This is a genomic window from Kitasatospora sp. NPDC041917 (genome assembly GCF_055589745.1).
In genome coordinates this window covers 242,302-255,004 of sequence record NZ_JBVJBI010000009.1, presented here as the reverse complement: position 1 = coordinate 255,004, position 12,703 = coordinate 242,302, and the positions used below count along the sequence as shown (strand labels likewise).

At 72.1% G+C, this 12,703-nt stretch carries 10 protein-coding genes and 1 pseudogene; 3 read left to right on the top strand and 8 right to left on the bottom strand.

The genetic code is table 11. From position 1 onward, the window contains the following. Positions 1 to 39: 39 nt before the first annotated feature. The 4 genes from ACZ6EM_RS14250 to ACZ6EM_RS14235 form a co-directional block, all read right to left on the bottom strand. Positions 40 to 801 (bottom strand): class I SAM-dependent methyltransferase, encoded by a 762-nt coding sequence (locus tag ACZ6EM_RS14250; RefSeq protein ID WP_465772469.1) that lies wholly within the window; start codon positions 799 to 801, stop codon positions 40 to 42. A 163-nt stretch (positions 802 to 964) separates the two neighbouring features. Beyond that, entirely contained in the window at positions 965 to 1,696 is a 732-nt protein-coding gene (locus ACZ6EM_RS14245; protein ID WP_465772468.1) for a pyridoxamine 5'-phosphate oxidase family protein, read from the bottom strand. Then, positions 1,693 to 3,105 carry a S10 family serine carboxypeptidase-like protein gene (locus ACZ6EM_RS14240; protein WP_465772467.1) on the bottom strand — a complete coding sequence of 471 codons (1,413 nt, stop codon included), beginning with the start codon at positions 3,103 to 3,105 and terminating at the stop codon, positions 1,693 to 1,695. Before ACZ6EM_RS14240 ends, ACZ6EM_RS14245 begins: the two co-directional genes overlap by 4 nt. Positions 3,106 to 3,132: 27 nt before the next feature. Continuing rightward, positions 3,133 to 4,338 carry a phosphatidylserine decarboxylase gene (locus tag ACZ6EM_RS14235; RefSeq protein ID WP_401052551.1) on the bottom strand — a complete coding sequence of 402 codons (1,206 nt, stop codon included), beginning with the start codon at positions 4,336 to 4,338 and terminating at the stop codon, positions 3,133 to 3,135. Positions 4,339 to 5,699: 1,361 nt separating this feature from the next. Here ACZ6EM_RS14235 and ACZ6EM_RS14230 point away from each other — a divergent pair. Further along, positions 5,700 to 6,473: a class I SAM-dependent methyltransferase gene (locus tag ACZ6EM_RS14230; RefSeq protein WP_465772466.1), complete on the top strand. Its 774-nt coding sequence runs from the start codon at positions 5,700 to 5,702 to the stop codon at positions 6,471 to 6,473. A gap of 259 nt (positions 6,474 to 6,732) precedes the next feature. On the opposite strand, the gene ACZ6EM_RS14225 is transcribed toward ACZ6EM_RS14230, so the two are convergent. The 4 genes and pseudogenes from ACZ6EM_RS14225 to ACZ6EM_RS14210 all read right to left on the bottom strand — a co-directional run bounded on the left by ACZ6EM_RS14225 (position 6,733) and on the right by ACZ6EM_RS14210 (position 10,484). Continuing rightward, complete coding sequence (locus ACZ6EM_RS14225; protein ID WP_465772465.1) at positions 6,733 to 7,950, bottom strand: glycosyltransferase; 1,218 nt, start codon at positions 7,948 to 7,950, stop codon at positions 6,733 to 6,735. Between the two features lie 76 nt (positions 7,951 to 8,026). Next, positions 8,027 to 8,797: pseudogene (locus ACZ6EM_RS14220) on the bottom strand (MerR family transcriptional regulator); the annotation flags it as partial. A 114-nt stretch (positions 8,798 to 8,911) separates the two neighbouring features. Continuing rightward, positions 8,912 to 10,030: a DUF6745 domain-containing protein gene (locus ACZ6EM_RS14215; protein WP_452180567.1), complete on the bottom strand. Its 1,119-nt coding sequence runs from the start codon at positions 10,028 to 10,030 to the stop codon at positions 8,912 to 8,914. Between the two features lie 127 nt (positions 10,031 to 10,157). Next, positions 10,158 to 10,484, bottom strand: a complete 327-nt coding sequence (locus ACZ6EM_RS14210; protein ID WP_401050442.1) for a hypothetical protein — start codon at positions 10,482 to 10,484, stop codon at positions 10,158 to 10,160. A gap of 201 nt (positions 10,485 to 10,685) precedes the next feature. On the opposite strand from ACZ6EM_RS14210, the gene ACZ6EM_RS14205 reads away from it, so the two are divergent. Next, a complete protein-coding gene (locus ACZ6EM_RS14205; RefSeq protein ID WP_401050436.1) occupies positions 10,686 to 11,663 on the top strand; it encodes an STM4015 family protein in 978 nt (325 codons plus the stop codon). Positions 11,664 to 11,759: 96 nt separating this feature from the next. Continuing rightward, the gene (locus ACZ6EM_RS14200; protein ID WP_452180566.1) at positions 11,760 to 12,695 is read left to right on the top strand and encodes an STM4015 family protein; all 936 of its coding nucleotides are present in this window, start codon (positions 11,760 to 11,762) and stop codon (positions 12,693 to 12,695) included. Positions 12,696 to 12,703 lie beyond the last annotated feature (8 nt).

Here is a 12,703-nt window from a genome sequence, read left to right as displayed (position 1 = left end):
CGGGGCCCCTGCCCGGCGGGCCGGCGTCCGGCAGGCCGGCTACGGCTTGCGCGCCTCGATCAGGAACCGCGCCGAGTGGGCCACGAACGGGCCCTCGGCCCGGATCCGGGCGTCCAGCTCGCGCAGCCGGTCGCAGTACCCCGCCACGGTGAAGCCCGGGACCATCCAGATCACCTTGCGCAGGAAGTACACCACCGCACCGATGTCCCGGAACTCCATCCGCAGCCGCTCGGACCGCAGGTCCACCACCTCCAGCCCGGCCGCCCGCGCCTCGGCGCTCTCCCGCTCGGGGCGGCGGCCCTCGCGCGCCTCCGGCTGCGGCCCGAGGAAGTACTCGACCAGCTCGAAGGCCGACGCCGGGCCCACGTGCTGGGCGAAGTACGTGCCGCCGGGGCACAGCACCCGGGCGATCTCCGTCCACCAGGCCCGCACCGGGTGCCGGCTGCTGACCAGGTCGAAGGCCCCGTCGGCGAACGGCAGCGGCGGCTCGTCGGGGTCCGCGACCACCACCGCGCCCAGCGGGTGCAGCAGGTCGGTGGCGCGGGCCACGTTGGGCGGCCAGGACTCGGTGGCCGCGAGCACGGGCGGGCGCCCGCCCAGCCGTACAGCGCCCGCGAGCACCTCGCCGCCACCCGTCTGGACGTCCAGGGCCGCGGTCGCCGTGCCCAGCCGCCCGGCCAGCAGCCGCTGGTAGCCCCAGGAGGGCCGCTCCTCGGTGGCCCGGCCGTCCAGCCAGGAGAAGTCCCAGCCGTCCACGGACACGGCCTCGGCCTCGGCGATCAGCTCTTCGAAGGTGCGCATGTCCGCATCATCGCGGCGACGATGCCCTCCGGCCAGCGGATTTCGCGCCCGGGCCGTCCCCCGACCAGTTGATCACTTTGCTCAAGGCCGCAGCCTGAACCGGAATATGAAGATCCTCTTCTTTCGGATCACGCCGGGCGGGCGTCGCCGGAACGAAGAGAACCTAGGTGGTCCTGCCGATGACCCGCTGGACGGGGTCCGGCGGGTCGGCGTCCTTGTCCTTGACGTGCGAGTCGGGGATCGCCGGCCCGTAGACCTGGCGCATCGGGAGCACACCGCCCCAGGCGTTGCCGTGGTCCCAGTCCCAGTCCTGCTGGTTCTCGTGCTCCGGCTCGGCGGCGTGGTGCCGCTTGACGTTCACCGTCGCGTCCTCCGTCAGGCTGACGGAGAGGACCCCGGTGGTGGGGGTGTGCTCCCCGTCCGAGTCCAGTTCGCCGCCCTTGCCGTCCTTGATCGGGCGCAGCTCGGGCCACCGGCCCGGGATGACCTGGTTGCTGAGCGCCTCGAACGCCTTCGCCCGGTCCGCCGGATCGACCTTCCGCGCGATGCCGTCCACCACCACGGAGCGGTAGTTGAGGGAGGTGCTGATCGCCGCCCGCCCGACGATGAGGCCGTCGAGCAGGGTGACGGCCAGGCAGACGTGGACCCCGGCGTCGCTCCACAGCTGCCGCAGCGAGGGCGCCAGCGCCGTCTGCGGCGGCCAGTAGATGGAGCCGTGCAGATAGAGGCGCCGCTCGTCCCCCTCCTCGTGGTACGCGTAGACCATGGGCACGCACCTCGGCCTGCCCGTCTCTGGGTCGACGTGGGCGAGGGTGCAGACGTAGCCCTGCTTGAGGACGGCTGTGGCCGCCGCCAGGTCGGCCGTCTCCTTCGTCCTCTTGAAGTGACCGCTCATCCTGTCTCCTCGTCGGCGTCCTCCAGGGCCTTGGCCAGGATGGCCCGGGCCACGCTCTCGGGGTCCTGGCCGTGAAAGGGGCGGTCGAACAGCCAGTTGTAGAGCATCTCCCGGGAGATCCGCGGCTGGTAGGCCGGTACCTCGTGCCCGGCGTCGGGCACCGCGACCTGGGTGACGTTGTTGAGGCTGCGGACGAAGCCCTTCGGGTTGCCCTGCGCCTGCTTCCAGATCAACCGCGGGACCTCCTGCCAGCCGTCCTTCATGATCTCGTCGAGGATCTCCTCGGTGCTCTGGTAGCCGCAGGCGGTGTCGAAGTCCCCGGTGTAGAGCAGGACCCTGTAGTTCTCCTTCGCGTGGATGAGCTCGGCGTACAGCGACGAGGCATCCGCCATGTTGTCGGCCTTCAGTGCGGTGGCCACCGGACCCGAGTTGTCCGCGGACTCCCACGCGTGGTCGACGTGCAGGGCCTCCTTGACGGCGGCGGTGTTGAGGTAGACGGGCAGCGCACCCGCGGACAGGTCCTCCCAGCGCCGTACGTCGTAGACGTCGAAGTCGCCTCCGTAGGCCAGGATCGCGTTGACCAGGCCGTTGCCGAGATCGGTGGCCTTCTTCATCTCGCCGGCCTTGAGGACGTCCTGGAAGTGCTTGTACGAGGAGTCCAGGACGTCCTTCTGGCCCTTGCCGAGGAATCCGGACGCGTAGGCGTAGTCGATCATGACGCGGATCGAGAGTTCCGGTCTGATCCAGCCGTTTCCTACGGCGATCCCCTGCAGATTGAGGTGCGTCCTGGGCCTCTTGAGGTTCTCCTGGTGGATCTTCCGGGCGATGTACGGCACGTACTTGCCCGCATAGCTCTCACCGCAGACGTAGAGGGGGCACTTCTGGTACTCCGGGTACGTTTCGAAGAACTGAACCAGCGCCCGGTGGAACATCTCGCTGAGTTCGTCCTCGTCCTTGACGTACGTTTCCGACGTCTTGCAGTAGCTGTATCCCGCGCCGACCGGCTGGTCCCAGTAGAGGACGTGTGCTTCCTGGTTCCAGGTGTCGGGGCTGACCGAAATGGTCCCGGCGGCGTCGTCACCGACGCGCAGCGGCCCGTTCTCCAGGAACAGACCCAGGAGCGACGAGGCGCCGGGACCGCCGTTGAGCCAGATCAACAGAGGCGTCTTCTCGATCAGGTCCTTCTGCTTGTCGGCGTCGACGTGGGGATCGCAGGTCTGGCTCTCGAAGAACCAGTGGAACAAGCGGCTCCTTTCGGTGCCGGGACCGTCGACGTCCGCGTACCCGGCGTAGGACCGGACCGTCTTCGGGGCTCCTTCCTCCTCCTTCTTCCCGGGGTCGGGACAGAAGTGGATCGTCTGCGTGTTGAAGGCGTTCGCCGGGATCGCGTAAACGGGCTGACGGGGCATGGTTCACCTTCCGTTTCGGGAGGGAGGTCAGGACGTCGGCGTAACGCGCCCGGGCAGCGGGCGGACGTAGCGCTCGATGTAGCGCTCGGTGTGCGCGACCTCCTGGAGGACTCCGATGCGCTGGCCCAGGAGGAGCTGGAGTGCGGGGAACCGCTTCTCTTCGAACAGCAGGATGTTCAGTGAACCGCCGTACTGGAAGTAGCCGATCTCGTCGCCCTTCTTCACCTCGACCGGGGTCGACTCCTCCGTGATCCTCCGGAACGGATCGAGGAACCTCACGGAGCCGATCGAGTTGAGGCCGACGGGCACCAGGGCGACAAAGCCTTCGCCGTCCGGATCCCCGTTGTGGTCCACGTACGGCGTCTTGATGATGACGTATCCGCGGCGGAAGTCCTCGAACAGGCTGTAGTCGTACCCGTAGCCGACGTTTCCCTTGTTGAGCAGGTCGGGGAAGTCCCGGATCCCGTAGTAGACGCCGCCGATGTCGTCGCGGGCCTCGACCACCCGGCCGCCGACCGGGGCGTGGTAGCGGTGGTAGGTGTCGGGCATGAGGATGCACGACACGGCCGTGCCACCGATGAACTTCTCGGCATACTTGGAGCCGTCGAGCAGCCTGCTGACACTCATGGTCACGGCCGCCTTGATCGGGAGCGGCGTGTCGGGCGCCAGGTTGTCGACGATCATGTTGATGATGCAGTCGGTCGGGGCGGTCACGACGCTGGGGTCGTCGGGGTAGTCGATCGGCCGCTTACCGGGCTTCAGTTCCCTGATGAAGAACTTGTTGAGGGTCGACCAGTCCCCCTTCTTGAAATCGGCCATCCGCTTCGGGCCGAGTTCATCGATCCACTGCTGGACCAGCTTCTCGGAATCCGTGGAATCCATCTGCCGACCCTGCAGCTGCGTGAAGTCCGCCAGCACCTCACGTCCTGATTCGCTGGTCACGAACGCGAGCCCCGCGGCGTTCTCGTAGCTGATCCAGCTGAATTTACGGATGTACTTCAACCCGTCGGAGATGGGCTGCTTCCAGCCCCAGTCGTACCATTCGACGAAGAATTCTGCCAGGGTCTTTCCGGTCGCCCCTCGCCAGTCCTTGTAAACGTCGGAGTCCGGGTACACCGTGGGCGGCGTCAAACCCCTGATCGCCGCGTCGAACTTTCGCCTGAAATCGCCTTCCTCGTCATCGTAGAGCTTCTCGACCTTCTCCTTGAGCTCCTTGATGTTCTGTGAGGCCATGTCTCGCTTCCTTCCGTGCGATGGGATCCCCCGGGCGCTGCGCCCTCACCAGTACGTCCCGATCCGCGAAGAACCGCGCCCGCAGCTACGCCGTTCGCCTAGAAACCACCTCCGCCCGGCGGTACGCCGCATGTCGCTCCCGGCCGCGGACGGCCCTGAAGCAGCAGATCCACAGGGGCACTTCGGCACGGAAGGCCGGCACCGGTGGTGGACGCGCCCGGCCCGTCTCGGGCGCCCACGGTCACCCCGACGGCCCACCAAAGCACCTGATGATGAGCGACCGTGATCCGCGCCGCCAAGCCGGACGCCACTGTGGCAGCGCGGGCCCTGACCGTCCCCGCCCCCTCCTCGCCGGCCCGTCGCCCGCCGGACCACCTGCACACCAGCGTCACCGTGGACAGGCCCGACCTCGAACTCCAGACCCTGACCGTGGACGGGAACGTCCAGGTCTCCGGGCAGACCAACGCCCAGGGCCTGCACTGCGCGCAGACCGCGCCGATCCTGCTCCAGTCCGGTACCTCCGGCCAGCGCCACCCTATGAGCGTCCTCGTCCGCAAGGGCAGACGGTCTCCGGCACGTTGGCGAATGTCGACGGCGACGTGGACACGGACACGAGCACGGACAAAATGACGACAACACTGCACTGGTTCCCGATCGGCAAGTCCCTCGAACTTGCCGACGGCTGAGCGCCCTTGACGCAGTGACCGTGCGGCCGGTGTCACGGCCGCGCGGTCGGGCTGGGCGAAGACCTCTCCCGACCTGCGGCAAGGACCCGGATCGCGGACTTCCCCTGGCGGGGCCCTGCGCTGTGGGCCCCGCCGGGCCGCACCGCCCCTCCACCAGCCGACGCTCCTCGGGCGTGGGCGGGCGGAACGCCGGGTCCTGGAAGAACCCCGGGCACCGGACGTACAACGGGTCGGCGAAGATCAGCTCCAGGCCGTGGTGGTAGTCGAGGTCCTACCCGGCGGCCAACCGCAGCTCGCCGGGTCGCCAGGGCCACACGTCCCAGTCCCACCAACTGCCCTCCGGCAGCTCGATCGCTCCGGCGACCGGCCCGGCCGGCTCGTGCTCGCCGGGCAGGTCGCCGCCGTCGCAGCGGAGCAGCGGGACCAGCGGGACCAGCGGGACCAGCGGGACCAGCGGGACCAGCGGGACCAGCGGGACCGGCGGCGGTCCGTCCGACCGGACGTCACCGTCCGGTGTCCGTACCCTGCCCGCCCCTCGGTAGCCCCGGAAAACCGGTACTCCGTGCCAGTGTGCCCGGGCGAGGATAGCGCCGTGGCGGACGTACCGGTCGCCGCGCCCGCGCCCCGCCCGCCTCCCGCCTCCCGCCTCCCGCCTCCCATGGAGACCCTGACGCCATGACCGACTCCACCCTCGGCCGCTTCTACGACGCGTTCGCCGACGATTACCACCTCCTCTACGCCGACTGGAACGCCTCCGTCGCCCGCCAGGGCGCCGCGCTGGACGCCCTGATCCGCCGGCACCTCGGTGACCGCCCGGCCGAGGTGCTGGACTGCGCCTGCGGCATCGGAACCCAGGCGATCGGCCTGGCCGCGCTCGGCCACCGCGTCACCGGCAGCGACCTCAGCCCGGTCTCCGCCGCCCGCGCCACCGCCGAGGCCGCCGAGCGCGGCCTCCGGCTGCCCACCGCCGCCGCCGACATGCGGAAGCTCCCCTTCCCGGACGGGCGGTTCGACGTCGTCGTCTGCGCCGACAACGCGCTGCCCCACCTGCTGACGGCCGAGGACGTCCGCGCCGCGCTCGGTGAGATGCGACGGGTCCTGCGTCCCGGCGGACTGGTGCTGGTCACCACCCGCCCGTACGACGAGCTGCGCCGCACCCGGCCCGCCTCCACGTCGCCGCAGACCGCCGACCACGAGGGCCGACGGTCGGTCCTCTTCCAGCTCTGGCAGTGGCGGGAGGACGGCGAGCGGTACGACCTGGAGCTCTTCCGCCTCCTTCCGGACGACGCCGGCGAGTGGCAGGTCTCGGTTCGCCGCTCCACCTACTGGGCGCTCACCCAGGACCAGCTGAGCGCCTTCGCCGCCGAGGCGGGCCTGTCCGGCATCCGCTGGGAGCTGCCCGTCGACACCGGCTTCTTCCAGCCCGTCCTGATCGCCCGGGCACCCTGACCTCCCGAAAGGCTCCGGCATGGTCGTCCGCACTCACCTCCTCGGCTCTCCGCTCGCCTCGCCCTCCCCATCGCTGACCGGACCGCAATGACTGGACCGCCATGACCGGCCGCGACACAAGCGTGTCCTGGCCGTCCGCGCCGCTCAGCTGTCGAACCCCGTCTCACCGCAGTGGTCGCGGGTCCGGGCGCCGGTCCGGGGGCACCAGTCCGGTCGCCGGGGACCGCCGAGCCCCGGCGACGGCCCGTCCGCTCCTCCCCTACCGGCCCAATGCCGCCACCGCCTCCGCGACCCGGGCCGCGCCGTCCTCCTCCGCCATCGCGCGGGCCGCCTCCTGCGCCCCTTCCCTCAGCCGCTGCTCCTCGACGGCCTGCCGGACGGCCTCCGCCAGCCGGTCGGCGGTCAGGTCGGCGAACCGCACCGGCGTGGTGGCGGCACCGAGCCGGGCGAGCCGACCGGCCCAGAACGGCTGGTCCGCCGTCACCGGGACGGGGACGCTCGGCACGCCCGCGCGCAGGGCCGCGGCCGCCGTGCCCGCGCCCGCATGGTGCACGACCGCCGCCATGTGCGGGAACAGCCGGGCGTGCGGGAGCTCGCCGACGGTCAGCACGTCGTCGCCCTCCCCGGCGATCCCGGCCCAGCCGGCCTGCACCACGCCCCGGACGCCCGCCCGCCGCAGGGCCTCCACCGCGAGGGTGCTCAGCCGCTCGCCTTGCCCGGCCGCCATGCTGCCGAAGCCGATGAACACCGGTGGCGGTCCCTCCCGCAGGAAGTCCTCGACCTCGGCCGGGAGACGGTGGTCGTCCGGCACGTACGGCCACCAGTTGCCGACCACCCGCAACCCCTCCCGCCAGTCGGCCGGGCGCGGTACGACGGTCGGACTGAAGCCGTGCAACACCGGCCAGCGCTCCCGTTCCACGGCCCGCCGGCGCGCGGTCTGGGAGAGCGCCGGGAGTCCGAGCCGCCACCGCATCCGGCGGGCGGCCTCGGCGTGCAGACGATCGACGACCCGCTGGCCGAGCGCCCCCGCCGCCCGGTTGCCCCAGCTCCCCAACGAGCGGCCGCCCCCGACGACCGGAGGGAACTCCCGTGTCGGCAGCGTGGGTTGCAGGTAGACCCCCAGGCTGGGAACGTCCATCGCCTCCGCGAGGTGCCAGCCCAGCGGCGCGGTGGTGGTGCTCAGCAGGAGCAGATCGGCGCCGGGTGCGGTGGCGTCCGCGAGCCCGTCGCCCAGCTGCCCGATGAACGCCGCGGCCCGCGCGAGCAGTTCGGAGCGCCCGCGTGCGGGCCCGGCGCCCGCGCCGCGTGGATCGACCGGGAGCGGCCGGAAGTCGAGGCCGCTGCCGGCCACCAGCTCGCGGAAGGCCTCGGGCGCCGCGAGCGCGACCTCGTGCCCCGCACCGCGCAGGTACGCCCCGAGCCCGGTGTAGGGGGCGACGTCGCCGTACGATCCGGCGGCCATGACGAGGATCCTCATCGGGCCGCCCCGTCGACATCGTTGCCGTCGACGTCGTTGCCGTCGACGTCGTTGCCGTCGAGTCGTCGAGGTCGTTCGCGTCGCGCCGCTCGGCGTTGGCGCCGATGGCCGCACGGAGGTAGCCGGCCAGGCCCGGGCGCTGGTCGGCCGGCGGGACGACCAGGGCGAAGGCCCGGGCGTCCGCCTCGTAGTCGTCGGCGATCCGGCAGTGCATCTCCGGCGGGCAGGGTGTGAACCACCGGGTGATGTGCTGCCGGTGCCGCTCCGCGAGGTCCAGCACCGTCCGGTGGTCGACCGGCAGCCCCGCGTCGAAGGCCTCCAGCAGCCGGCCGCGCCACTCGGCGGCCTCCGCCATCAGCTGCTGCCAGTCCTCCTTGGAGTGGGTGGCGGCGCGGGCCAGGGCCTCCTGGTGGCTGTCCCGCTCGCCCCACCTGAGGTGGGCGTCGGCCGCGTAGCTGAGGTCGAAGACCACGTCCCCGAAGACCTCGAAGCGCTCCTGCGGCGTCAGCTCGACCCCGGTGCGCTGGACCTCGATGGCCCGCTCGGCGACGTCGACCAGCTTCTGCAGGCGGCCGATCTGGTCGGTGAGGGCCTGCCGCCTCGCCAGCAGGTGGTCGAGCGCGTTGGCCTGCGGGTCCGCCAGGATGTCGGCGATCTCGTCGAGCGGAAAGCCGAGCTCCCGGTAGAAGAGGATCTGCTGGAGCCTGGCGAGGTCCGCGCCGCTGTAGAGCCGGTAGCCGGCCGGGCTGCGCTCACTGGGCGCGAGCAGCCCGGACCGGTCGTAGTAGTGCAAGGTCCGGATCGTGACACCGGCGAAGCCGGAGACCTGGCCCACCGACCAGCTCATGCGTCCCTCCGATCATCCGTTCGTTCGCTGCGCCCCACCGTGCGGCCTGACGTGGGGTGAGGGTCAACACGCGCAGCTCAGGGGCCCGCTCCGGATGGCTGGAGGCAGCCTGGATCAGGTCTCGCGCTGCGGGTGGTAGGCCCTCTCGGGTATGCCGAAGGTCCAGGCGACCCCGGCTCGCGCGGTGCGGGTGCTCGGGGGGACGCGCAGCCAGTAGGTGCGGTGGGTGCCGTCCGGTTCGGGGGTGGAGTTGACCACCTCGACCATCACCACCGGCTCGTCGTCGGGCAGGACGATCCGCCAGAGCACCCCGGTCTCGTCCCGGTGGACGGGCTCGGCGCCGGAGTCGGCCAGGTAGCGCTCGTAGCCGTAGTGCTCCAGCAGGACCCGGCGCAGCTCGGCGTTCTCCTCGGCGCAGATCCGCTCGACGGTCACCTCGGCCAGGCCTGCCAGGAACTCCGGCGGGACGGGCATGCCGCGCCAGGCGTACAGGGCGAAGCCGTCGGCGTACTCCAGGGCGGGCCCGTCCGCCCGGTCGAGCCGTCCGGCCTCGTCGCGGTGCAGGACGGCCGGCCGCTCGCTGAGCAGGGCCACCTCCCGGTACGGCCACCACCAGCCGGCCTCCCGGGCCAGTTCGGCGAGCGGTGCGACGGCGTCGGCGCTCGACCCGGCGGCCTCGAAGGCGGCGAACCACGGCGCGTCGTGCTGACCGCGCACGGCGTCCAGCAGGGCGAGCCGGACGGTGGTGCGACGGTCCCGTGCCTCCTCGGCCACGGCGGCGTCGGCCTCCCGGTCGGCCTCGGGGGCGAGCCGGTCGAGCACGGCGTTGCGCAGTCGGTCGGCGAGCGGGGTGGTGACCGGTCCGAGCTCGCCACCGGTGAGCGCCCAGTGGCCCGCCCACCCTCTGGTGCCGACCTGCTCGACGGCCCGTCGGCGGGCCTCCTCCCAGGGCCGGGTGCGCACGGCCTCACGCACGCTCTGCGCGCCGGCGGCCCGCAGCTCCAGGGCCGCCCCGGTCGCGGCGAGCGGCGAGCCGAACCAGCGGACGGCCGCGGGCTCGGGCAGTCCGGCCGCCCGGTAGGCGGCCCGGACGGCACGCTCGGCCGCCGCCCTGTCCCCCGGCCCGGTGGCCGCCCCGGCCGCCCGCCAACGGGCCGTCGCCTCGGCCGGCCCGGGCAGCTCCCGCGCCTGCGCCCGGTCGCCGTGGGCCTCGTCGTGGATCACCGTTTCCATCCCTGCTCCGTTCCCGGCCGGGCTCCCCGCCCGGCCGTCCGTTCCCGTTCCCGTGCCGCGGCCCCGGCCGCGCCCTGCCCTCGTGCCCTGCCCTCGTGCCGCCCCCGTACGGCGGGCGGAGCGGTCGTCAGTCCGCGACCACCCGCACCGCGCCGGGCGCGTACTCGCGTTGGCGGACCACCCGGTACCAGCTCTTGGGCAGCGGTATCGCCGCGTGCTCCTCGTGCACCACCCGGCCGCCCTCGGGCAGGTGCAGCCAGCCCGCGCCGAACGGCCCGGTTTCGCGGCGCAGCTCGCCGGGGCCGACCACGGCGTGGGCGTGCCCGGTGACCTCGCCGAGCGCCAGCACCATCCGGCCCCGCCCGTCCCGGGGCTGCACGGCCAGCCCCGCCACCCGCGGCGGCACCGCGCTCTCCTCGACCGGCACGATCAGCACATCGCCCTGGCGGTACATCAGTCCTCCCTCGCCGTACGGCCGGACCCCGGCGGACGCCGGAACCCACGGCTCCACCGCGTCTGCCGCGGTCACTCTCCGGAGCCAGGAACCGAACATAGAGCAAGGGTCTGACAACGCGCCCGGGCGGCGACCCGGCCGCCGGATTGTCAGTCCCGGCTGGTAGACAGTTGTTCGGCCCAGATCCCGGAGGAGCAGCGCATGACTGTCAACGACCACATCGAGCGGTTCCACGGTCTCCCCGTCTTCGACTTCGTGGAGGCCTTGGAGGAGGCCGAGGAGAAGGGCGGATCCGGCGCCGTCGAGCTGCCGGACGCGGCCTCGGCCGCCTGGAGGGTCAAGCTCGACTACGAGTCCGAGGCGACGTTCGCCGAGCGCTGGGAGCAGTTCCTCGGCGCCGTCGACACCGAGCGGGTCACCGCCCTGGTGATCGGCCAGTGGGCCCCGGACGAGCCGGACGGCTTCCAGGAGCCGATGGAGGCGATCGTCGCCGCCGCCGACCGGCTGCCCGCCCTGCGCGCGCTGTTCGTCGGCGACATCACCTACGAGGAGTGCGAGATCTCCTGGATCCAGCAGTGCGACATCACGCCGCTGCTGACGGCCTTCCCGCGGCTGGCCGAGCTGGTGGTGCGCGGCGCCTCGCAGGACTGGGACGGCAAGGGCGGTCTGGCCCTGCGGCCGCTGCGGCACGAGGCGCTCAAGGCGCTGCGCTTCGAGGCCGGCGGCCTGCCGGGCTCGGTCGTGCGCTCGGTGGCCGGCTGCGACTTCCCGGCCCTGGAGCGGCTGGAGCTCTGGCTGGGCGTGGACAACTACGGCGGCGACGCGACGATGGCCGACGTCGCGCTGTTCCTGGACGGCACCCGCTTCCCCTCGCTGCGCCACCTCGGCCTCCAGAACAGCGAGTTCCAGGACGACATCGCGGCCGCCGTGGCGCACGCGCCCGTCGTCGCCGGGCTGGAGTCGCTCAACCTCTCCATGGGCGTGCTGACCGATCAGGGCGCCACCGCCCTGCTGGAGGGCCAGCCCCTCACCCACCTGCGCTCCCTCGACCTGCACCACCACTACCTGACCGAGGAGATGCAGCAGCGCCTGCGCCAGGCCCTCACCGGGGTCGAGGTCGACCTCTCCGAGCCCGGCAAGCCCGACGACCGGTGGCGCTACGTGGCCGTGGCCGAGTAACCGTCACCTCCCGCACGCACCCGCCCGTCCGTCCACTCGACCACTCGACCACTCGACCACTCGACCACTCGACCACTCGACCCACCAGGATCCTCCATGACCGTCTCCCGCCACATCGAACGCTTCCACGAGTTGCCGGTCCACGAGTTCACGCCCGACGACGCCCGGCCGCGGCCCGCCGCGGGCGCCGTCGCCTGGCGGCTGTCCCTCGAGTACGGCTCCACGCAGGACTTCGTCCAGCTCTGGCAGTCCTTCCTGGAGGAGGTCGACCCGGCGGGCGTCCGCGCCGTGGTGATCGGCGCCTGGTGGCAGGACGGCTACACGTCCGTACGCTCCGCCGTCGAGGCCGTCACGGCCGAGGCGCGGCGCCTGCCCGCCCTGGAGGCGCTGTTCCTCGGCGAGGTGACCTTCGACGAGTGCGAGATCTCCTGGCTGGAGATGGACGACGTCACCCCCTTGCTGAACGCCTTCCCCGGGCTGCGGTCGCTGGCCGTGCGCGGCGGCACGGACCTCGCCCTGGAGCCGGTGCGGCACGACCGGCTGACCAGCCTGCGCTTCGAGTCCGGCGGCCTTCCGGCCACCGTGGTGCGCGCGGTGGCCGGCTCCGAACTGCCCGCGCTGGAGCGCCTGACCCTCTGGCTCGGCGTGGACGAGTACGGCGGTGACGCGACGATGGACGACCTGGCACCGTTCCTGGACGGTTCCCGGCTGCCGAAGCTGCGCCACCTCGGGCTGGCCAACAGCGAACTCCAGGACGAGATCGCCGCCGCCCTCGCCCACGCCCCCGTGGTGGCCCGGCTGGAGTCGCTCGACATCTCCATGGGCGTGCTCTCCGACGAGGGCGCCACCACCCTGCTGGAGGGCCAGCCGCTCACCCACCTGCGTTCCCTCGACCTGCACCACCACTACCTGAGCGACGCGATGCAGGAACGTCTGCACGAGGCCCTGCCCGGGGTCGAGCTCGACCTCGGCGACGCCGAGGCGGACGAGATGGACGACGAGGACGACCGCTACGTCTCGGTCTCCGAGTAGCCGGACAC